The organism is Gardnerella bivia (genome assembly GCF_049262715.1).
GTDB classification, from domain to species: domain Bacteria; phylum Actinomycetota; class Actinomycetes; order Actinomycetales; family Bifidobacteriaceae; genus Bifidobacterium; species Bifidobacterium vaginale_A.
The window spans coordinates 1,354,260-1,376,715 of record NZ_CP058399.1; the positions used below are offsets into that span (position 1 = coordinate 1,354,260).

General features: G+C 37.1%; 18 protein-coding genes and 1 tRNA gene. 2 read left to right on the forward strand and 17 right to left on the reverse strand.

The window, feature by feature from the left end:
* Nucleotides 1–46 precede the first annotated feature (46 nt).
* From pyrF to HXT27_RS05410, 8 genes are all read right to left on the reverse strand, one after another.
* Entirely contained in the window at nucleotides 47–1,081 is a 1,035-nt protein-coding gene (gene pyrF / locus HXT27_RS05375) for an orotidine-5'-phosphate decarboxylase (protein ID WP_103043074.1), read from the reverse strand.
* Nucleotides 1,082–1,111: 30 nt separating this feature from the next.
* Nucleotides 1,112–2,524, reverse strand: a complete 1,413-nt coding sequence (locus HXT27_RS05380) for a dihydroorotase (RefSeq protein WP_103043075.1) — start codon at nucleotides 2,522–2,524, stop codon at nucleotides 1,112–1,114.
* Between the two features lie 60 nt (nucleotides 2,525–2,584).
* Nucleotides 2,585–3,772, reverse strand: coding sequence for an aspartate carbamoyltransferase (pyrB, locus tag HXT27_RS05385; RefSeq protein WP_075523457.1), 1,188 nt, complete (start codon nucleotides 3,770–3,772; stop codon nucleotides 2,585–2,587).
* 172 nt (nucleotides 3,773–3,944) lie between these two features.
* Nucleotides 3,945–7,091, reverse strand: coding sequence for a bifunctional [glutamine synthetase] adenylyltransferase/[glutamine synthetase]-adenylyl-L-tyrosine phosphorylase (locus HXT27_RS05390; RefSeq protein ID WP_103043282.1), 3,147 nt, complete (start codon nucleotides 7,089–7,091; stop codon nucleotides 3,945–3,947).
* A 57-nt stretch (nucleotides 7,092–7,148) separates the two neighbouring features.
* Complete coding sequence (locus HXT27_RS05395; protein WP_103043076.1) at nucleotides 7,149–7,466, reverse strand: hypothetical protein; 318 nt, start codon at nucleotides 7,464–7,466, stop codon at nucleotides 7,149–7,151.
* A 61-nt stretch (nucleotides 7,467–7,527) separates the two neighbouring features.
* Nucleotides 7,528–8,295: a trimeric intracellular cation channel family protein gene (locus HXT27_RS05400; protein ID WP_103043077.1), complete on the reverse strand. Its 768-nt coding sequence runs from the start codon at nucleotides 8,293–8,295 to the stop codon at nucleotides 7,528–7,530.
* Between the two features lie 51 nt (nucleotides 8,296–8,346).
* On the reverse strand, nucleotides 8,347–9,498 hold the full coding sequence (locus tag HXT27_RS05405) for a branched-chain amino acid aminotransferase (protein WP_369803153.1): 1,152 nt from the start codon (nucleotides 9,496–9,498) through the stop codon (nucleotides 8,347–8,349).
* A gap of 176 nt (nucleotides 9,499–9,674) precedes the next feature.
* A complete protein-coding gene (locus HXT27_RS05410; protein ID WP_103043078.1) occupies nucleotides 9,675–10,292 on the reverse strand; it encodes a 50S ribosomal protein L25/general stress protein Ctc in 618 nt (205 codons plus the stop codon).
* A gap of 326 nt (nucleotides 10,293–10,618) precedes the next feature.
* Between HXT27_RS05410 and HXT27_RS05415 the strand changes: the two genes are divergently transcribed.
* Nucleotides 10,619–12,658, forward strand: coding sequence for an AMP-dependent synthetase/ligase (locus HXT27_RS05415; protein WP_103043079.1), 2,040 nt, complete (start codon nucleotides 10,619–10,621; stop codon nucleotides 12,656–12,658).
* Between the two features lie 92 nt (nucleotides 12,659–12,750).
* On the opposite strand, the gene era is transcribed toward HXT27_RS05415, so the two are convergent.
* The 6 genes from era to HXT27_RS05445 form a co-directional block, all read right to left on the reverse strand.
* Nucleotides 12,751–13,746 carry a GTPase Era gene (gene era, locus HXT27_RS05420; protein WP_233186124.1) on the reverse strand — a complete coding sequence of 332 codons (996 nt, stop codon included), beginning with the start codon at nucleotides 13,744–13,746 and terminating at the stop codon, nucleotides 12,751–12,753.
* Nucleotides 13,747–14,039: 293 nt separating this feature from the next.
* Nucleotides 14,040–15,416 carry a hemolysin family protein gene (locus HXT27_RS05425; protein ID WP_369803154.1) on the reverse strand — a complete coding sequence of 459 codons (1,377 nt, stop codon included), beginning with the start codon at nucleotides 15,414–15,416 and terminating at the stop codon, nucleotides 14,040–14,042.
* 233 nt (nucleotides 15,417–15,649) lie between these two features.
* Complete coding sequence (gene ybeY, locus HXT27_RS05430) at nucleotides 15,650–16,189, reverse strand: rRNA maturation RNase YbeY (protein WP_103043081.1); 540 nt, start codon at nucleotides 16,187–16,189, stop codon at nucleotides 15,650–15,652.
* 86 nt (nucleotides 16,190–16,275) lie between these two features.
* Entirely contained in the window at nucleotides 16,276–17,475 is a 1,200-nt protein-coding gene (locus HXT27_RS05435; RefSeq protein ID WP_103043082.1) for a PhoH family protein, read from the reverse strand.
* Nucleotides 17,476–17,478: 3 nt separating this feature from the next.
* Nucleotides 17,479–17,841 (reverse strand): histidine triad nucleotide-binding protein, encoded by a 363-nt coding sequence (locus HXT27_RS05440; RefSeq protein ID WP_103043083.1) that lies wholly within the window; start codon nucleotides 17,839–17,841, stop codon nucleotides 17,479–17,481.
* 91 nt (nucleotides 17,842–17,932) lie between these two features.
* Nucleotides 17,933–18,730 carry a 16S rRNA (uracil(1498)-N(3))-methyltransferase gene (locus HXT27_RS05445; RefSeq protein ID WP_075523358.1) on the reverse strand — a complete coding sequence of 266 codons (798 nt, stop codon included), beginning with the start codon at nucleotides 18,728–18,730 and terminating at the stop codon, nucleotides 17,933–17,935.
* Between the two features lie 87 nt (nucleotides 18,731–18,817).
* On the opposite strand from HXT27_RS05445, the gene HXT27_RS05450 reads away from it, so the two are divergent.
* On the forward strand, nucleotides 18,818–19,891 hold the full coding sequence (locus tag HXT27_RS05450) for a succinate dehydrogenase/fumarate reductase iron-sulfur subunit (protein WP_103043084.1): 1,074 nt from the start codon (nucleotides 18,818–18,820) through the stop codon (nucleotides 19,889–19,891).
* A gap of 88 nt (nucleotides 19,892–19,979) precedes the next feature.
* Here the strand turns inward: HXT27_RS05450 and HXT27_RS05455 are convergent, their stop codons facing one another.
* The 3 genes from HXT27_RS05455 to HXT27_RS05465 all read right to left on the reverse strand — a co-directional run bounded on the left by HXT27_RS05455 (nucleotide 19,980) and on the right by HXT27_RS05465 (nucleotide 22,402).
* On the reverse strand, nucleotides 19,980–20,714 hold the full coding sequence (locus HXT27_RS05455; protein WP_082266251.1) for a TIGR00730 family Rossman fold protein: 735 nt from the start codon (nucleotides 20,712–20,714) through the stop codon (nucleotides 19,980–19,982).
* 98 nt (nucleotides 20,715–20,812) lie between these two features.
* Entirely contained in the window at nucleotides 20,813–22,126 is a 1,314-nt protein-coding gene (locus HXT27_RS05460; protein WP_103043085.1) for a Na+/H+ antiporter NhaA, read from the reverse strand.
* Between the two features lie 202 nt (nucleotides 22,127–22,328).
* A tRNA-Arg gene (locus HXT27_RS05465) sits at nucleotides 22,329–22,402 on the reverse strand.
* Between the last annotated feature and the right edge of the window lie 54 nt (nucleotides 22,403–22,456).

Sequence of the window (22,456 nt, forward strand, 5' to 3'; positions counted from 1 at the left end):
TTGCACTTAACAGTTTCACGAATATTCACCTTTTAATCAACATATTTTAGCGATACACAGCTTGACGCAAGTTATCGCGCATATCACATGCAGATTCATAAGCACAATCTCTAACAATTTCAAGAACACTATCTATAGATAGCGAACCCTTATTTTTTATATATGATTCTGATTTTTTCCACGATCCTATAATTCCACGAGAAGAATTAACTATAGCTCCAGAGGCAAATTCGTCAAACATGCCAGCAACATCTTGAGCTGTGCCGCCTTGAGCACCATATCCTGGAACCAAAAAGAAAGTATGAGGCATAAGATTGCGTAAATGTCTACCTTCTTCAGGATGAGTAGCTCCAACTACAGCACCGACTCTAGAATAACCATGCTTTCCAATATTTGACTCACCCCATTGTTCAATAAGATCAGCCATATGCTCGTATACAGCTTTACCATCTTGTACAACAAGCTCTTGCAACTCTTTACTAGAAGGATTTGACGTTCTAAGAAGAACAAAAATGCTCTTATTATACTTAACAGCATTATTTATAAAAGGCTTCACGCCATCTGAACCCATATAAGGATTAACAGTTAATGAATATTCATGCCAAACATCATTATTTTGTGATTTTTCTAAAATTTTTGTTAAAGAATCATTCAATAATTCATTTTTTGAAGTCAAATAAGATGTAATATCTGTAAAACCGCTTATATGAGCAGCATACTGAGCTGCAGTAGATCCAATATCTCCTCTTTTAGCATCCCCTATTACAACTAATCCTTTAGATTTTGCATATTCGCAAGTCATAGTGTATGTATCTATTCCAGCAGGACCAAGCGCTTCATACATAGCTATTTGAGGTTTTACTGCTGGAACAACATCTGCTATTGCATCAATAATCGAACGATTAAATTCGAAATACGCTGTAGCCATAAGAGTTGAAAGAGCCTCAGAATCATCAACTTCTTGTAAAACTTCATCAACAAGCCCGTTAATAATCTCAATAGGAACAATATCGGCTTTAGGATCCAAGCCTACAACGCTAGGATTTTGTTTAGATTCGATTGCTTCTATAAGTTCATCCATACAATTCCCCCTAAATTAGATAAATTAAATTCACATTCTTGAAAACGCAATTTCAGATCCAATAATTGTAGCTACTGGACGTCCTTTAACATCCCATCCATCGAATGGAGTGTTACGAGCTTTTGAATGGAAAGATTCAGCGTTCACTTTCCATTTTTCCTTTGTGTTAATCAAAACTAAATCAACATTTTCAGGATGCTCAGTTATACTCAATCTCAAAGTACGCTTCGTGTCACATCTAGAAGATACGTTAAGCAATGCAGCAATATCAGTTGGCCTTCTACTCATCAATTGCATAGGATTAACTGACATCAACTCAATCAAATGTTTATCATCTGTGTATCCTGCATCTACTAACACTTTTCTGCAAACAGCATATGCACATTCAAGACCAATAATTCCGTTAGGAGAAGCAGCAAAATCACCAGACTTTTCTTTTTTAGTATGAGGAGCGTGATCTGTTGCAATCATGTCAATTGTTCCATCTGCAATAGCAGCTAGCGTTGCTTGACGATCTGCTTTTGAACGAAGAGGAGGATTCATTTTTGCCATTGAACCGTAACGCAATACATCTTCATCACATAATGCAAGATAGTGAGGAGCTGTTTCACAAGTAATAGGCAAACCTTCTTTTTTAGCTTTACGTATAGCTTCAAAAGATGCAGCAGTACTTACATGCTGAAAATGAACATGCACACCAGTTTTACGAGCAGCGTCAATATCTCTTTGAACAATTGATAATTCTGTAGAAGATGCAATACCTTCAACACCAAGCATTTTCGCAACAGGACCATCATTCATACATCCACTTTCGTGATGTTCGCAATGTTCTACGAAAGGCAAACCAGTTTTCTTAGCCATATCAAGAACATCTAACAAGATAGATTCAGGTACAGCAGCACCATCATCACTTATTGCAGTAACAGGATGCTTACGCATTGGAGAAGTTTTTTCATCATCGCTTATTCCAAGAACATATTTTTTCCAATGCTCTATATTGCTAGGCTTTAATCCTTTACGGCCAAGAGAAGCGCAAACAGCTACATCGTAGCGAACAGGTAATTTCACTCCATAGATACATCCGTATCGTTGCAAATAATCTATAACATTTTCAACATCAAATGGAGCATCAACCCATTTCTCACCATCAACTGCAGGAATCGTATTTGGCATGATTAAAACTTGCGTATAGCCACCGGCAGATGCAGCTTCGCTTCCTGTTTGCATAGTTTCTTTGTCAGTTTGACCAGGATCTCTAAAATGCACATGCGGATCAGCAAAACCAGGAGCGACAATCATATCACTTGCATCAATATCTCCACTTAATCGCGCATTAGGCTCTATCAAAGCATCTTGGCGAACACCATCAACTATAAGATCTATACGTTCACCAGTATCCCACACAGAGATATTGCGCAAATTTAAGGTACGTGCCTCGTCCATATCACTCCTAGTTTGCGTAAATTTTTATACTTAATATATTGTAATAGATTTTATTTTTCTTTATGCCTTATTATCACAATATAAGCAATGATATTCATGCATTCCAGATTCTGATTTGTAGAATTTTTTAACTAATGTCAATTCACTATTTGTAATACAGCGAGGATTTGAACAAGTCATATTTTTTGGAGCATTCATATCATTATTGTGGATTCTTGGAAGGCTCAGAGAAATTCCATTAGCATCTTTAGATTCATTCTCTTCTAAAGGTACTCTTACAAAATCTGTAGGCTCATAGCCATCAAGTTCATCTCCAAGAACAGAACTTTCCAACGCCATACGCATTAGCATTCCATTCTTTACTTGATCAAAGTATGCAGCTCTAGAATCGCAATCAACATCAACTGAAATCTCGTTAATTCGAGGAAGAGGATGCAAAACAGCAGTATTTGGCTTTGCTTTATTTAATTTTTCTTCAGTCAAAATATAAGTATCACGAAGTCGCAAGTATTGATCTCGATCAGTAAAACGCTCTTCTTGCACACGAGTCATATAAAGAACATCAAGTTCGCCGATTACTTTCATCAAGTCACGAGTTTCTTCATACGTGCAAGAAGGAGTATCTTTAATTCTGTCGATTACATATTGCGGAGTTTTAAGCTCATCTGGGCTAATAAGCACAAAATGAACGTTTCCAAAACGACAAAGAGTTTCAATAAGTGAGTGAACTGTGCGTCCATATGTTAAATCTCCACACAATCCAACTGTTAAATTATTTAATCTACCAAAACGCTCAAGAATCGTTGCTAAATCTGCAAGAGTTTGCGTAGGATGCATATGTCCGCCATCCCCTGCGTTAATAATAGGTGTATTAACAGCTTGCGTTGCAACGAAAGCTGCACCTTCTTTCGGGTGGCGCATTGCTACAACATCAACATAATTAGACACGACTTTCAAAGTGTCACTTACTGTTTCACCTTTACTAGCACTAGAAAGACCAGCACCAGCGAAGCCGATAACCTTACCTCCTAAACGCAACATTGCAGTTTCAAAACTCAAACGAGTTCGAGTACTAGGCTCATAAAAAAGAGTGGCTAACAATCTGCCATCGCAGGTGTGAGCCACTTCTTTACGGTGCGAATCAATGTATCGCGCTTTATCTAAAAGCATTCTAATTTGCGCAGTCGAAATATCATCCAACGTAACAACACTTTTACCACTTAAAGACTGAGAAATATTTGACTCAATTGGAAGAAAACAACCAGAATTTTCGGATTGGGCATCTGATACAAGCAATTTAGCGGAAATTTTCACGGGCTTTCCTTTCTCTGTAGAAAGACGGCCACATATTGCGCGACCTTGTAGATTGTACAAGATTTACAAGACTACGACACAAAATACTTTCAATAAAGCGTTTAAACTAGCAACCATAAAATATTCTAGACATAGCTTCACGGCATTGACGCATTATTGCTAACAAATCATTTTCGAATACTCTACCTTGATTTGACTCATAACCAAGATAAGTTGCTATTCCACCAAGAGAATAAGAATCAGTTGGAATCACATCAGCTCTAGACATAGACCCAGACCATAAAAAGTTTGCATTGCGCACAGAAGAACACATATGCCAACAGCGGCGAAAAATTTCAGCATCTTCTTTGCTTATTAAATTCTCATCTTCTAAAGCTTTCAAAGCTTTAATTGTTCCAACAACTCTTAAAGATTCAAATTTATGAGCATATTGCAATTGAAGTAGTTGAACAGTCCACTCAACATCACTTAATCCTCCACGACCAAGTTTAAGATGACGATCTCTACTAACACCTCTAGGTAAACGCTCAGCTTCCATACGTGCTTTAAGCCTACGAATTTCAGCTATTTGCGATTCATTAAGTGGATTCGTACAGTATCGCAAATCGTTTATTACTCCGTTAAGAAGTAAATCTGCTAAGTTTTTAGAACCTGCAGCAAAACGCGCTCGAAGTAACGCTTGATTCTCCCAAATACTAGACCAATTACGATAATAATTTTCACAAGACTCTAAAGAGCGAACAATCGGCCCATCTTTTCCTTCAGGACGCAAGTCTAAATCAAGCATAATTTTTGGCTCAAGAGTAATAGATCCTTGCAAAATATTTCTTAAAATATCGACTGTAGTTTGAGCAAAGCTAAAAGCAAGATAGTCTGAATCAGAATCACCGTGAGCATAAGTTGGCTCATACACAACGATAATGTCTGCATCAGAACAGAAATTAACTTCTCTACCACCATAACGACCCATTGCAATAATAGCAATAGAAGATACAGGAGAGTCTAATTTCATTTTTAAAGCTGCCTGATGCATAGACCATTTCAACGCTGCATCTAAAACAGCATCAAAAACATCACTCATAGCACTCATAGAAGTGTCATCATCAATTAAGCCGCACATCCAAGAAATAGCCAAACGCTCGATTTCTTGCCTACGCAAAGAGCGCAAAGATTGAGCAAAATCTTCAATATTTCCAGCGTATCTTGCCAGCATAGCGCGAGTTTGCATATCTAAACTATCTCTATTTCTAGCAGCTAATAAATCATCATCTCCAAGCCACGTAATCGATTGCATTGATTGCATCATAGCGTCACCCAAATAACGAGAATCAGATAGAATATGACACAATCTTTTTGCAGCTGAAGGAGAATCACGCAAAAAACCGAGATACATGTTTTTACCACCGAAACGCTCAGAAAGCTTTCTAAAAGCAAGTAATCCCATATCTGGATTCTGACCATCCCCAAGCCACTTCAAAACAGCAGGCAATAAAATCCTATGTATTTTAGCAGCTCTTGAAAGTCCTTCTGTAAGCGCTTTAACATGCAAACTAGCAGCTTTAGGATCCGCAAAACCAATTGAAGCAAATCTGGCTCTAGCAGCTTCAGCAGAAAGCACAATTGGATCAGAATCTGTTTGAGCGTTTATAGGCAACATTGGTCGATAATAAATATCTTTATGTAAATGACGAATTTCACGGCGTGCTTTATCGAAACGCTCAACTAATTCTTCAGGACGCAATCTCACAGCTCTGGAAAGCCTGCGAATTTGCTCATTGCTGTTTAACTTTTCAGTTGAAATATTTCGCGTGCGATCTAATCCACCATTGCCTTGAGGACCTAAATCCGGAAATAAATGAGTGCGATGCATACTCCACATCTGCTGCCGATGCTCAAGAACACGTTCAAAACGGTAATGTTCAGCTAAAGTTGAGGCTTGAGATCTTGAAACGTATCCTCCAATTGCTAACGCTTGCAAAGCAGAAAGAGTATCTCGAACACGCAATGACTTATCGTCACTTCCATGAACAAGCTGTAACATTTGCACAGTAAATTCAACATCTCTTAATCCACCTTTACCAAGCTTCATGTCAAGATCACGCTCCGATGCAGGAATAAGAGATTCTACGCGCTGACGCATATGTTGACAATCTGAAACAAAATGATCTCTACTAGAAGCCTTCCAAATTAAAGGCTCAACCATATCACAATAAGATTTACCAAGCTCTAAATCGCCAGCAGACGGACGCGACTTCAGTAATGCTTGAAATTCCCAACTACTAGCCCACTTTTCATAATATTCTCTGTGAGATTCAAGAAGTCGCACAAGCGGACCATCTTTACCTTCAGGTCTAAGTGCTGTATCAATTTTCCACAAAGGTGGCTCACTAGATCCAAGAACTACAGACTGGCAGACTTTTTGCAGAACCATTGCGATTGAAGTACCAACACGAATAGCATAGTCTTTTTGATGATTTTCAACAGGAGCAACAACGTAAATTAAATCAATATCTGAAACATAGTTGATTTCTTGAGATCCAAGTTTTCCCATTGCAATAATCGCAAACTTGCAAGATGAAGATCCTTCTACTTGTCCTCTAGCAATAGCTAGCGCTGCTTCTAATACAGCATCAGCAGCATCAGAAAGTTTATGACTAATATCTGGCTGAACTTCTACACAATCAGCACTAGCTAAATCAGCAGACATGATTGCAGCTACATGTTCACGATATCTAGATCTTAAAGAAGAAACAGCTTGAGCAAATCCTAAAGAAGTCAATGGAATAGTTATCGAAGAATCATTATTTTCTGCTACTACTACAGTTGCACTATACGCTTGTATTGCGTTCAATAAATCTTTACAACGCTCTTGACGAGTCATATGAAGCAAGTGTTCAGGATCACTAGCAGCAGCTTTTATAAGATTAGGATGCGTTCTCATTAGCATTGCAAAAGCATTAGAAGCTCCAAGTACTTGTAATAGAGAAGTAAAATCATTAGATTGCAAATTGCGAGAAAATATGTCTTTTATAACATCTGGATAAATATTAGCTAGATCCCTCAAAGATAAAATCGCTGCATCCGGATCTTCAACTACGTTAAGACAATTAAATAATATTTCATAAGATATGCATTCGCATGATTTTAAAATTGATTCTATTGCATCTCTCGCTGAATCCGGTCGCAAAAATCCTGCTCTAATAAGACTTCTCGCGCTAATAAACGAATCCTGGGAAGAATCACTATTACCCATATAAGCAGAATCACTCAGAGAATCAGCAGATTTTCTTGCCACAATCTTCACAATCAACTAATTTTTACGTCTAGGATCATTATTACTCAAAAACATATAAGGGAATTGACTTAGAAGCCAACTATGAATTGGAGGAATCTTTCCAACAAACATTCCAAAACACAACGCAAAAATCACGCATAATGTTGCAATTTTCATATTCAACATAAACAAAACTATTGCAAGCACAATGCAAACAACACTCAAAACTTGCTGAATAATATTTTGCATTTTAGTCATTTGTGACATTCTTAAAGGTATTCCAGCGAAATAAATTCCAATAACTAAAGATAATACAAAAACAATCACTGTTATAAGAATCTCTATTAGTGACATGACTGTTACCTTTCACGCACAGCAATAATATCTTTAGTTTAGCATTTAACTAGCATTACTATCATATGTTTTTAATATTGCTATTCTTTTTCTCATCTATTGATTCGCTATTCTTATGAAAACGAATCTTATGCGCATGCATCCTAATTTTAGGAGCGCTCACTTTAATAGCCTCAGTTCTTTTAACAGCGCCTAATAAAGTTAAATCAAATTTTACAGAAATAATTCGCATTAAAACAACAATAATCACAATAAAAGTATCTAAAATCATCTCTGTAGTAACATCAAACGCTCTAGAATGAGCAAACTTCCAAACAAAAACAGTTAATACACATCCAATTGCAGCAGGAAAAGCGTACCAATGTTTATCTCTTACAACAACAGGCACTTGATTAAGCATCATATCTCTGATTAAGCCTCCTGCTAATGCAGTAAACATGCCTAAAAATACAGATGCCATACCAGACATACCATAATCTAAAGCTTTAGCAGTACCATTAACAGCAAAAAGACCTAGAGCGAGCGCATCTAGAGTAAGCATAAACCATTTCCATTTTTCTATTTCAGGATGAGCAATTGCTACTATGACACCTGCTAATAGACCTGTTAAAACAAATCCGCGATCTGAAATACCAACTGGAGGAAGCGCGCCTAATAAAACATCGCGCACAATACCTCCGCCTAGAGCTGTAATCCAAGAAGTTGTAATAATGGCAAAAAGATCATATTTTTTGCGTATCGCCCACATTCCACCAACCATTCCGCAACATCCCATTGCCACATACTCAACAACAAGGAAAAAGATATTATCGCCTAATGCCCCTTCCACAAATTTCCTTTCGCAATAATTTTTTAGAAAACAAATATTATTAACTTAAATCTAATCGCAAACTTTCCACATCCAATTATGCTTATCTTCAACTTCTCCAAGTTGAATACCAAGTAACTCATCTCGCAATGATTTAGTTAATTCACCAATCTTTCCTCCAGAAACTTCAACTTCTCCATCTTCTGATTTAAATTTTCCGATTGGAGTTACAATAGCAGCAGTTCCGCAAGCAAATACTTCACTAACTTTTCCGCATCGAATATCATTTAGCAATCCATCTAAAGAAATCATGGTTTCAACTACTTCAAGACCACGATCTTTAGCAAGTTCAATAATTGAACGACGTGTCACTCCAGGCAAAATGTTTCCAGTTAAAGAAGGAGTTTTCAATATACCATCTTTATAGAGTACAAATACATTCATTCCGCCGAGTTCTTCCAAGTATGTTTTCGTAGCAGCATCAACGAAACATACCTGTTCACAACCATGCTCAATACCTTTATATTCTCCAAGCAATGATGCAGCATAATTACCACCACACTTCGCGAAACCTGTTCCTCCTGGACCGGTTCTAAACCATTGATTTTCAATCCAAATGCTTACAGGTTTCAAACCACCTTTGAAATATGGTCCAGATGGAGAAGCTATAACGCAATAATCAACTTCTTTGGCTTCTCTAACTCCTAAAAATGGTTCAGAAGCAAACATGAAAGGCCTTAGATAAAGCGTGTATTCCCTTCTTGAAGGAACCCAATTTCTATCTTTTCTAACTAAAGCTGCAACTGAACCAAGAAAATCGTCAATAGGAAGCCCTGGAAGATAAAGTCTGCGAGCTGAATTTTTGAATCTTTCAGCATTTACATCAGGTCTAAACAGCCATATTGACCCATCTTTGCGCTTGTATGCTTTAAGACCTTCAAAACACTCTAATGCATAATGTAAAACAGCAGATCCTGGATCCATTTTCAAAGGAGCATATGGCTCAATTCGCCTGTCTGACCATCCTTCTCCTTTAGTCCAAGACATGTGAGCCATACTATCAGAAAAAACTTCTCCAAAAGAAGGCTTATCTATGAGTTCATTTCGCTTGGAATCGCTCACAAGATTATCATTATAAAGGACAGTAAATCTGCTTGCTAAATCGTCTAAATCACAAGCATTATAATGATTTTCTTGAGACAATAATGAGTTTGCTTCTATCATTGAATCAGACATTTTCTCCTCTTTCGTTAAAGCTTTAAAGCACATGAATCCATTTCTAATAATTCTATAAATTATTGTGAAATTTACGAATACTCTTAACAATAAATTTAGACTTGCGTGAATTAATCATGCAAGCCTAAATTATTCTAAAAAGTATTTAGATTACTGTTATTAAATCACTTAGCGTCAGATGCTGTAGCATCAGATGCTGCAGGGGCAGAAGCCGGAGTTTCAGCTTCTTCACTTGTAGCAGCATCTTCAGGAACAGTAACGCTTACAACAGATTCTTCGCCGTCCATATCAAGCACAACGCCTTCAGGAAGCTTTACATCTTTAGCGAAAACTTTAGTTCCATCAGTTAATCCATCAACATTAACAACCAAGCGCTCTGGCAAATTAGCAACATCTGCGCGAACTTTAAGTTCCTGAACATCAACGAATGCAACAGCAGCACCCTTTGGAGTTCCTTCAACGAAGACTGGAACTTCAACATCAATCTTTTCTCCAGCTTTAACTTCATAGAAGTCAACGTGTTCAACGATGCGCTTTACAGGATTGCGCTGAACATCCTTAACAACAGCAATACGAGATTCATTGCCAAACTTAATTGTGAACAATGCATTTGCGTGACGCAAAGCTAAAGTTGTTTCCTTCATAGGAAGAGTAACATGTGTAGGTTCAGCTCCACCAGCATAGATACTAGCTGGAATCAGTTGAGCTACACGCAAACGGCGAGCAACACCCTTGCCGAATTCATTACGTACGCTGCCTTCAAGAGTAATTTTTGTAGCCATATCGGTCTCCTTATGGTCTGGTTATTATTCCAGCTTCAGGCGCACCGACGCGCCGAAAACCACCATAAGTTGGCTATCAGCCCAGTCGATAACGGAACTTGTTAAAACGCATACATTAAAAATACGCGCACTATTCCCTCGCCAAAGCAACTTTGTAAGTATAAACATAAGCTAAGACTAATTGTTTTATAAAATATAAAACAAAATATTGTAACAATTGACAATAGTACTTGAGCACTGGAGCTATTATCATAGTTATTAACAATACAAGCGCACAAAACAATGCGCTTACAGGGAGCCGTTTTCGGCATGATGAAGGAGCAGACGTGTCCGTCCTTAATAAACTCCAACAACAGGCATACGATCTAGCGAGAAAAGCACTCAGAATCGGAAGTAATTTTGCACATCCTGTCAGCGATGACCGTGCTGGAGGTCCAGACTATCCAGAATTACACAACACATCAGAATCTAATGGCAACCCACTTCTTCCACGCGTTGATGAATGGGGTCCAGATATGCCAACTACAACAATGTTAGATCCTGAAACAGGCTTATTAACTACATGCACTCAAGGAAATCCACCTCTTGACGAAGGCACAAGCATATATGATTTGTATGCAAATAGAGCTTCAAGAATGGGAGATGAACCACTTTACACTTATAAAAATTCAGATCAATGGGTTACTAAAACAGCGAATGAGTTTCTTTCAGAAGTAAGAAAAGCTGCTAAAGGTTTAATCCATTATGGATTACAAAAAGGTAATTCTGTTTCTCTAATGTGCAAAACATCATACGAGTGGGATGTTATTGACGCAGCTGTTATGGCATGTGGAGGTGTGTTAGCTACTATTTACGACACTGACTCTCCTGAACAAATTCGAAATATTGTAAACAACTCAGATTCCAGATTCCTTATTGTTGGAACTACGGAAATGAGAGATAAAGCAGATGGAGCTATTGAGGATTGCCCTACTCTTGAAAGAATTATTTGCGTTGAAACAGGAGGATTAGCAGAACTTCAAGCTTTTGATTATTCTGTTAGCGACGAAGAGCTTGACGAGCGCATAGATTCCGTAAAAAAGACTGACTTGTGCTCTATTGTTTACACTTCAGGTTCTACTGCAGCTCCTAAAGGCGTGGAAATGACGCATGAAAACTATTGCACTACAGCATTGAATTTGCCAACATATTTACCTGAACTGTTAAGCGAACCAAACGGATCTGTGTTGTTGTTCTTACCACAAGCACACTCATTCGCTCGAGCAATCAATTACATAGTTGTTGCAAGTAATTTACGCATCTATATTGCTCAAGGTATTTCAACTCTTATATCTGATTTACAAATTGCAAAACCAACTGTAATGATTGTAGTTCCTAGAGTTCTAGAAAAAGTTTATAACGCTGCATCTCAAAAAGCTGGACATGGCGTAAAAGGACTTGCATTCCAAGGAGCTGTTGTTACAGCTCAACAATATATGAAAGAAGTTGCGAAGTACGGTAGCGCTAAAGCTCTTACTAAAGCAAGACGCGCAGCATATGATCCTATGGTCTACTACCCTCTTCGTCAAGCTTTAGGCGGGCGCGCTCGCTGGATTGTTGCAGGCGGAGCACCACTAGATCCAGAACTTCTTTCATTCTTTAGAGGAGCAGGAGTACCTGTATACGAAGGATATGGATTAACAGAAACAACAGCTCCATGCGCATTCAACCCTCTAGAAGTGCCTTTTAGAGAAGGCTCAGTCGGAATCGCATTCCCTGGATTTACTTTGAGAATCGCAAATGATGGAGAAATTCAGATTAAAGGCGCATGCGTATTTAAGTGCTACCACAAGAACGCTGAAGCAACTGAAACATCTTTCACGCAAGACGGATGGTATGCTACAGGAGATCTCGGAAGAATTGATAATGAAGGTTTCCTTTACATTACAGGGCGAAAAAAGGATTTGATTATCACAGCAGGCGGAAAGAATGTTGCTCCAAGTCCTATTGAAGAAATAATTAAGCGTTGCGAAATCGTTTCTCAAGCTTTAGTACTTGGAGATAAACGTCCATTTATTTCAGCATTAGTTACTTTAGATGAAGAAACGTTGCGTAGATGGCTTAAAAATAAGGGTCTTGATGCAACTATGAGCATGGAAGACGCGTCAAATAACGCTGTTGTAAGAGCTGAAGTACAAAAGTTTATAGATCTAGCTAATGAAGGTGTTTCTAGAGCTGAATCTGTGCGCAAATTCATTATTTTGCCAGAAGAATTCACTCAAGAAAATGGTTTATTAACAGCATCTATGAAAATAATTCGCCCTCGTGTTATTAAAAGATATTCAACTCTTCTTAACACAAAGATGTATACTTCTCGTAAAAAATAAATATTAACATTTTCTAATACAAAATAGAGGAGCAAATAAGTTATTTATCTGCTCCTCTATTTATTTGCAAAACACTTTATTTTGCAAAACACTTAGAATCCGAGTCGCTCAAGTTTCTTCGGATCGCTCTGCCAACCTTTAGCAACTTTAACATGCAACTCAAGAACAGCTTTAAAACCTGTAATACGATTAACAGCTGTACGTAAACGCTTCTTAACGCGCACTAAATGCTCAGCACGATGACCTATAATAATCGGTTTTTGTGAATCACGTTCAACATATACAGATACGAGTACGTGAGCTTTAGAATCATTGTATTTAGTTTCTAAATCTTCTCCTGGATACACAATATCGTCAACAACTACAGCCAACGAATGAGGCAACTCGTCATCTAACTCTTCAAGAAAAGCTCCACGAATCAATTCTGAAATCATCTCTGAAGGACTTTCTTCGCTAAGCTGATCTTCAGGATACATTTGTGGACCTTCTGGAAGATTATCAATCAAAACTTTTTTAACTTCATCTACATTGTCATTTTCAATAGCGCTCACAGGAACAATATCTGTAAAATCAGCAAATTCTTGAACTTTTATTAGATGAGAAACGAGCTTACTACGATCCAAAGTATCAATTTTCGTAACTATACCTATAACAGGGATTTTCCACGACCATTTAAGAGAATCATCTTTTTTCGCAAAATCAGCACGTAGACGACTTAAAATTCTTCTATCTCCAGGTCCAATCTCTTGATCTGCAGGAAGTAAAAATGCAATAACATCAACATCTGAAAGTGATTCATCTACAATATCATTCAAACGCTGACCTAAAAGCGTGCGAGGTCTATGAATACCAGGAGTATCAACTATTACCATTTGAGCATTTTGTGTAGTTACAATTCCGCGAATTGCTTTACGAGTAGTTTCAGGTCTAGATGAAGAAATTGCAATATGAGTACCAATTAAAGCGTTCATAAGAGTAGATTTACCAACGTTTGGGCGCCCAACTACTGCCACAAATCCTGAACGATATCCATGAAAATCATTATTAGAAATAGTTACATGAGTAGAAGAATCAAGATTAGATAACATATCATCGTCATCAACAATATTATTATCGGATTCATCTAAATTATCACTAATAGAATCATTTGAATAATTTGAATCAAATGAAGTTAAATCAGTTGTTTCATTAGACTTTTTATCGTCTAAATAATTTTCATTATTCATATAATCATCTTTCACACTATCCATCTAATACACCTTACATAAATACTTAACTTAAGTTAATAGACACATTACTTAAATACATTACTTAAACACTTAACTTATACACAAACTATTACTTATTTACAGTTTTATCAAAACTATTACTTATTTACAGTTTATATCGTTTTATCTTCACTATTATCTTGTTCTTCGTTAGTTTCTTGCAAACCTTGAACATCGCGTTCAACTAGGATAGTAGACACTTTTTTACGCCTGCCTGCAGAATCAACAGCAGTTAATTTAAGACCCCTAGTTACTGCGCTTGAGCCAACAATAGGCACATTCCCAAGCAATTTAGTAAGCAATCCAAAAACTGTATCAACATCATCTTCATCAATATGAACTTCAAACAAATCTTCTAAATCTGCAATAGGAGTACGAGCAGGCATACGCCACACACCATCGCTTACTTCAACAGGATCAGCTTTTTGATTGCGATCATGCTCATCTTCTAACTCACCAACTATTTGTTCAATAGCGTCCTCAATTGTAACTAAACCAGCGATACCGCCATACTCATCTACTACAACAGCTACGTGTTGACGGATACGTTGCATCTCATGGAACAAATCATCAACAGGCTTAGATTCAGGAACAAACATTGGTTCACGAATAATAGTAGAAACAGGTCTTAATGAAGCAGCGTGATTAAATACTGTAGCACGCACAGCATCTTTCAAATATGCAATCCCTACTAAATCATCCACAGAATCGCCGATAACAGGAACTCTAGAAAATCCTGAGCGAGAACATAATTTAAGGAAGTTTTCCAAAGTTTCATCACTTTTTACACAAATCATATCCGTACGAGGAACCATGATTTCGCGAGTTAAAGTATCTGAAAGAGTCAGAACATTCCTCATCATTTCTGAAACTTCTGGATCAAAATCATTTGCTTCAACTAGCCGATCGATACTTGCTTTAGCTTGATCTCTCTGTATGTCTTCTAATGCTTCATCTTCTGAAAGATCCGTATGTTTTTTTCGCGAAATATCTACATCATTGGTAATTCGAACAAATGGATTTAATGCAATCGCAATAGAAACAATACGAGATAATCGTATAAGCTTTGCAACAGGCTGAGCTGCTCCAACAGTTCTAGGACTTACAAATAAAGATATGATAGCAACTAATATTGATGCAATAACACCTAGCAGAACAGTAAGCCATAATGGAGAATCAAAAACACTAGCAAGGGACGCAATCAATACTCCATCTAAAACATTACAAAAAATTCTTACAAAAACACACGCACTAGATGCAGCATAGCGATCTGAAATTAAACGCTTTACTCTGTGTATTCTCGCAATTTTACGCATACGAACAATAGCACTAATTTCATCTTCATTAGTTTGAATTTCAATCACCATATTGTTCAAACTTGCACGAGTTACTCGCGGTATTGCACCCTCTGCAGCAGCCATTGAAAGTGAAAGCCACACGAAGCACACAGCTATTACAACACAAGTAAAAACTATTATCCACATATTCATAGATAGCGTAGGAAAAGCATGGAATGTAAGATTTTTCAATATGCTCATAACTGTTATCATCGCCTAGATTAAGTAAAATTATTTTATTATTATATTTTATTTTAAGCTTTAAGTATTTTATTGATTTATTTAAATCCTAGTAAATCGGACGAAAAACAAAAAATTCGAAAAATCAAAAAATCAAAAAGCGCTTACTATCTTTTACTATCGTTTACTATTCCTATTATCGATTACTATCTTTTACTATCTTTTGCATGCTCAAGCTCGTATCGTTCTAACTCATTTACAACGCCATCTGGAACAGTAGCATCATAAAGTTCTCCAGAACGAGCAGCAAAAAAAGTCAGCAATAATTGACGTTGCAAACCAAACATTTGCTTTTCTTCATCAGGCGTAGTGTGATCATATCCAAGTAGATGAAGTATTCCATGAATAGTTAATAGCAACATTTCTTCCATAGTGCTATGACTTGAAGCTAAAGCTTGTTGCTGTGCAACCCAAGGGCATATCACTAAATCACCAAGCATCCCTTCAGATACTTTATCATCACTTCCAGGAGTCAACTCGTCCATAGGAAAACTCATAACATCTGTTGGACCTTCTAAGTTCATCCATCTTTCATGCAAACTTGCAATAGGCTCAGGATCTACGAAAGTAATTGACAAATCAGATTGAGTACTTACTTTCATTTTCTGTAAAACCCACATGCCTAAATCTGAGAAAATCTTAGAATCAATATTCCATACAGTTTCATTCATTACATCAACGCTCATAATAATTTACTATCCTCTCAAAAGTAGCAAAATATATCTTTGCAACAAACGACTCATTAGATTCCTAAAAATAATTTTAGATTCTTTTAGATCCCTTTAGATTCTTGTAATTCGCTTGATTCTTTAACTTCTTTAAGTTCTTGAGATTTCTGACGTAGCTCAATCTTCTTACGCTCTAAAATAGAATCATAACGATCATAAGCTTCCACAATTCTTCCAACTAAAGCATTGCGAACAACGTCTTCTGAACGTAAATGTACAAAAGAAATATCTTTCACACTATTCAAAATTCGTTCAATTGAAAGCAAACCAGACTTAGGCACAGCTAAATCAACTTGCGTAATATCTCCAGTAATTACCATCGTAGTATTAAAACCAAGACGAGTAAGAAACATTTTCAACTGTTGAACAGTGGCATTTTGTGCTTCATCTAAAATCACAAAAGCATCGTTTAACGTACGCCCACGCATATAAGCAAGAGGAGCAACTTCTACAACATTCTCATCAAGATAACGCTTCAATTGAGTAGCACCTAACATATCAGAAAGAGCATCATAAAGAGGTCTTAAATATGGATCAACTTTATCGTTAAGAGTACCAGGCAAAAACCCTAAACTCTCACCTGCTTCTACAGCAGGCCTAGTGAGAACAATTCTACGAACACGCCCATCTTCTAATGCTCTAACAGCTTTAGCTACAGCCAAATACGTTTTACCAGTTCCAGCAGGACCAATACCAAAAGTTACAATATTAGAATCCATTGCTTGAATATAAGCCATTTGACCTTGAGTTTTAGCTCGCACAGGATAGCCACTTGCAAAAGTGATTACACCTTTAGACATTCTAGCTTTGCGATTCAAAGATTTCCTAGTTGAGTCATGATCAGAATCAAATAAATCACTTTTTATGTAAGAAAACTCGTTTCTTAAAGATGGCACAAAAGAATTATCTAAAACACCACCATTATGACCAATATGAGCTAGACCAACATTATGCTCAGAATTTTTAAGTATATCTCTCTCAAGCATACGCTTAACAGAATAAGCATCCATTGGACGCTCATACGCAGCATCAATCATTCGCTGTATAGCATACTCAGCTTTTGAAGCATCTTCTTCAAAAGCTGCTTGGCGAGAAACAATTTTCACACTTTTACCATGTACACTAATATCTAATTTAGCAAAAGCATGTTCAACTTCTCTTAAACCAGCGTCAGCAACACCAAGAACAGCAACAGAACTTAATTCATCAGGAATTTGCACTATTCGCGTTGTAGTATGTACCACGATTTACAAACTACCTTCTACAAGTTTTTCGCCAGTCAACACATGTGCATGAACATGGAAAACAGTCTGACCAGCAGCTATACCAGTGTTAAACACAAGACGATACTGTCCATTAAAAGCATCGTTTGCAATATTTTGAGCTACTTCAACAATATGCGCCAAAGTTGAAGAATCATTATTTGCAAGCTGAAAAACATTCTCATAATGTTTGCGAGGAACAATCAAAACATGCACTTTAGCTTGAGGATTTATATCTTTAAAAGCCACAACACAATCATCCTCATACACTCTAGTACTTGGAATTTCTCCAGAAATAATCTTACAAAAAATGCAATTATTGTCATTATTGCATACCGAATCGCTCATAACTCTCCCCTATAGATTATTTTCATATAACAAATACTTAATAATTATGCTATTAGCACACTTCTTACTATTTTACACAAAAACATGCCATTTACTCATATCTTCCTAATGCATAAGAAAGCAGAGATAAAGCTACTGGACCAGCAGTAGATGCGCGCAAAATATTAGATCCCAATACGCAAGTTTTAGCACCAGCGTCAACAAAACTATTCACTTCATCATCACTTATTCCGCCTTCAGGACCAACCAGCACATAAACTGAGCGCTCGCGACCATCACAAAGACAACGTTCTGTAAGAGAATTAACATATGACTCTATTTTATTCCATGAGCAAGTTGCATCTTGATGTAAAACAACAACTAAATTACCGTAAACGCAAGCTCTTCTACATATTGACAAAATATTCTTACTAGAAACACAATCTTTAAGTTCAGGGATCCAAGCTCTTCTAGATTGTTCGCTAGCAGATTGTAGTACTTTACTCCAACGCTTGTCACTTCGACCTTGCTTCCACTTTGCAATAGATCTATCTGCACACCATGGAATTATTTCATCAACACCAATTTGAGTAGCCATATCTATTGCTTGCTCATCAGATCCGCTTTTAGCTAGTGCTTGTACAAGAACTAAACGAGTACTTGTACGAGGCTGGCGCAAAAAAGAATTAACACGAACTAAACCATTTTCTTCATCCGTAACAGTAGCACGAATTCGCAAGCCTTTACCATCTGAAAGTTGCAAATCATCACCAACACTCAATCTCATAGCGCTAATAGCATGACGTTTTATGCGATCAGGCAACTTCAAAGTCCAACCTTCTTCAATGCCATTTGCAAGCATAGGTGCATCATCGTGATCAATATCTAATAAAAATAAAGCGTCAGTCATAGTTCAAGCCTAACCTGAGGAGCAGCCAAGGATTTATTCTGTGCAACGATTGTGGCAAACTAGAAATAGAATAAGGAAGGATATTAGATGTGCAAAGAGTACAATCGCAAAACTATTCAAAGCGAAGATAATAATGCTTTGGTACTTACTTTGCGCGTATCTCGTTTTACACCTATAACATCTAATTTCGAAAATCAAGAACATGTAAAACAAGAGTTTTCAAATACACAATCCACAAATAAAGTACATAAACGAAAACATAAGGAAAACCCATTCGCAAAAACAAAGCACAATAATCCTTTTTCAAAATTAGATGAGTCTGAAAACAAAAAGCTTCAAGGAAAACATTGGATTCAAGACTACACTATTTGTGCTCATGAAAATGATACGATTTTAGATTGTCTTCTTAAAATTAAACGTACTTTAGATCCAACTCTAGCTTTCAGATACTCATGCGGTCATGGAGTATGCGGTTCAGATGCTGCAAACGTAAACGGAATGCCAACGTTATTATGCACTGCAACAATTAGAGAACATGCTAGAAACACAATTGAAAGCTCAACAATTAAATCTCATGGATTTAGAAAAACAGGATCTAAAACCACTAACTCAGCTAACAATTCAACCATCGACTCAAACACTAATTCAGCAGATGATTCAATCACTAATAAAAAGCTTTATTTAAAGAATACGCATAATAATTTTGGAATTATTGAACTTTCACCACTTTCTGGATTTACAGTTCAAAGAGATTTAATATGCGATATCACACCAATGATCTCTCAAATAAAACGCTTAGAACCCTACTTACAAGCAAATAATATAGGAAATATTAACATTCTTGAGTTTTTGCAAAATCCTCAAGAACTTCAAAAATTTGAGCTTTTAAGTAATTGCATTTTATGTGGAGCATGCGAAGGAGTTTGCCCTATATATGCAAGCGGAGAAGCATTCATTGGACCAGCTGCTTTAGTTAACGCTGCACGATTTATTTACGATTCGAGAGATAATGCTGGAAAACATCGATTGGATTTAATAAATAGCGCAGACGGAATAAGTGCATGCCAATCAGTAAGAGCATGCTCAAAACAATGCCCTAGAGGAATCGATATAGGCGAAGAAATTTGGCAATTAACTACACTCGCAAACGAAAAATCTTAAAAATCAAAGATCAACTAACATTCTCGCATCTGTAATAGTTATAAGCGATAACAAAAGGCTCAAAGTTAAATACTCAACTTAAAATAATCTAAGCTCTACATGCTATACGTACTGCTTGTAAAGGATCATCTGTAATAGCAAAAAGATTAGGATCAATAGAAGAAATCAAACCTCTTTGCATAACGCTATTTTGTAACCAATCTGTAAGTCCCTTCCAATATGAACTACCAAACAACACTACTGGAACACTAGCTACTTTGTGAGTTTGAACAAGAGTTAAAGCTTCAAACATCTCATCCATAGTTCCAAATCCGCCGGGGCAAACAATAATCCCAGAAGAATACTTCATAAACATTGTTTTACGCACAAAGAAATAACGAAATTGCATACCAAGATTTACCCACTTGTTAAGACCTTGCTCATGAGGAAGTTCAATACCAAGCCCAACTGAAGTTCCACCAGCCTCGTTAGCTCCACGATTCGCTGCTTCCATAATTCCAGGTCCACCACCTGTAATAACAGCAAAGCCACGCTTTACAATTTCTTCGCCCATAATACGTGCAGCATTATATTCCGGCTCATCTTCCTTAATACGAGCAGAACCAAATACGCTTACAGCAGAACCTAACTTAGAAAGCGCGTCAAAACCATCAACAAATTCTGCTTGTATACGCAGAACTCGCCAAGGGTCTTCGCAACGCAAACAAGATTCGTCATTAGCTTGAAAATTCGAATCGTGCTTTAACAATGTTTCAGTACTACTTTCACTAGGAATCATTGGACCTTTTAACACAGATGCACCTCTATAATACGCTTTATCCATTTGCTCAACACCATGAGATTTTTTAGCTATCAAAAAATTCACTCCTTAAAATAACAAGCTAAAACATTACTTTTTAACTTCATTACTTTTTAGCTTCATCACTTCGCAACTTCATTATTTCTCGAAACTTCGTTTTTAGCGCCAGAATTATTATCTTTTGAATTTTTTAAGCTCCTCTTATGCATTGCCTTTGATTGCACAGAAAGTAAGTATCCAGAAACTCCAGCAGCAATAAGAGAAGCAACCAATACTCCAAATCTTGCTTCTCCTGAAAGGTCAGCATCACTATAAGCTAAGGATGCTATTAACAAAGATACAGTAAATCCAATTCCACATGCACAAGCTGTAGGCAATAAATCGAATACTCGTAACTTATCTGGAACTTTCAATCCAATAAAGCTTTTAGCAACCCAAGCTGTAAGCATAATCCCAAGAGGCTTACCAATAACTAAAGCAATCGTGATTGCAATAACAATAGGAGAAATAAACAATTCTAATGTAAAAGTTTCAAAATGAACGCCAGTTGCAAAAAGCGCAAACACAGGCAAAGCAAATAATGAAGAAAGAGGCTGAATTTTCTCACGATATCTTTCAGCGCGCAAAGTTTTTTCACCATGAACTAGATGAGCAGGAGTAAATAATCCAACCATAACACCAGCTAGAGTTGGATGAACTCCAGCTTGATACATCATAATCCATGCGAAAATACCAACTATCGCAACAAGAGGCCAAGGTACTCTTTTCAATCGAACTAGCATTGTCCAAAGCAATCCACAAACAAGCACGCCAACAAACCAATACCAATCATTCAACGAAGAGAAGAAAAGCGCAATTAAAGCAATACCAAGCAAATCATCAACTGTAGCTAAAGTCATTAAAAACGCTCTTAAGGATTTAGGCAAATATGCAGCAAATAACGCTAATACAGCTAAAGAAAATGCTATATCGGTTGCTGTAGGAATAGCCCATCCATCGCGCACCATTGCAAGAGAAGGCAACGCTCCAGAAGTCAAGCGCATAATTTCTTGACCTGCATGAAATTCAGAAAAAAGTGTAACTGTTCCTACAAATAATATTGGAGGCATAATCATACCACCAACTGCACAAATCATAGGCATAGCTGCAGCTCTAGGATCTGAAAGAGAGCCAGCTACTAATTCATGCTTTAAATCAAGTCCTACAGTAAGAAAGAAAATAGTAAGAACACCATCTTGCACCCAATGGCCAATAGACATGGAAATATTAGTGTAAGGTATGCCAATTTGAGTATGAGAAACAGATTCAAATATAGTTGACGTAAAAGGCAAATTAGCAAGCAATAATCCAGCTAAAGCAAAACCAAGCATAATCAAGCCAGATATTCGCTCATTATTAGCTATATTGCGAGCTTTTAGCAAACTGCGCCGTATCATATCGTAAATATTTCCTCCACAAAACCATTATGCAAAAAGCAATATGGGAAACACTTTAATTTTGCATTATTTAGTATAACTTAGAGGGATAAACAGAGCGAGTTGAAATAAAGGTTATTCGGGCTATTCCCCAAAATGAGAATTGAAATAAGAATTGAAATAAGAATAAAAAAAGACGCAGTCAAAATCTACGTCTAACGCGTGCGCCAGACAGGATTCGAACCTGCAACCTTCTGATCCGTAGTCAGATGCTCTAATCCGTTGGGCTACTGGCGCATATTACCGAACTCAAACACATTGTTCTCGTTTCCGGCAACTTGACTAATATAC

Coding starts and splice junctions, on each gene's coding strand:
- pyrF (WP_103043074.1), bottom strand. CDS start 1,081: ATGGATGAACTTATAGAAGCAATCGAATCTAAACAAAATCCTAGCGTT.
- HXT27_RS05380 (WP_103043075.1), bottom strand. CDS start 2,524: ATGGACGAGGCACGTACCTTAAATTTGCGCAATATCTCTGTGTGGGAT.
- HXT27_RS05390 (WP_103043282.1), bottom strand. CDS start 7,091: ATGGGTAATAGTGATTCTTCCCAGGATTCGTTTATTAGCGCGAGAAGT.
- HXT27_RS05395 (WP_103043076.1), bottom strand. CDS start 7,466: ATGTCACTAATAGAGATTCTTATAACAGTGATTGTTTTTGTATTATCT.
- HXT27_RS05405 (WP_369803153.1), bottom strand. CDS start 9,498: ATGATAGAAGCAAACTCATTATTGTCTCAAGAAAATCATTATAATGCT.
- HXT27_RS05410 (WP_103043078.1), bottom strand. CDS start 10,292: ATGGCTACAAAAATTACTCTTGAAGGCAGCGTACGTAATGAATTCGGC.
- era (WP_233186124.1), bottom strand. CDS start 13,746: ATGTTATCTAATCTTGATTCTTCTACTCATGTAACTATTTCTAATAAT.
- HXT27_RS05425 (WP_369803154.1), bottom strand. CDS start 15,416: ATGAATATGTGGATAATAGTTTTTACTTGTGTTGTAATAGCTGTGTGC.
- ybeY (WP_103043081.1), bottom strand. CDS start 16,189: ATGAGCGTTGATGTAATGAATGAAACTGTATGGAATATTGATTCTAAG.
- HXT27_RS05440 (WP_103043083.1), bottom strand. CDS start 17,841: ATGAGCGATTCGGTATGCAATAATGACAATAATTGCATTTTTTGTAAG.
- HXT27_RS05445 (WP_075523358.1), bottom strand. CDS start 18,730: ATGACTGACGCTTTATTTTTATTAGATATTGATCACGATGATGCACCT.
- HXT27_RS05450 (WP_103043084.1), top strand. CDS start 18,818: ATGTGCAAAGAGTACAATCGCAAAACTATTCAAAGCGAAGATAATAAT.
- HXT27_RS05455 (WP_082266251.1), bottom strand. CDS start 20,714: ATGGATAAAGCGTATTATAGAGGTGCATCTGTGTTAAAAGGTCCAATG.
- HXT27_RS05460 (WP_103043085.1), bottom strand. CDS start 22,126: ATGATACGGCGCAGTTTGCTAAAAGCTCGCAATATAGCTAATAATGAG.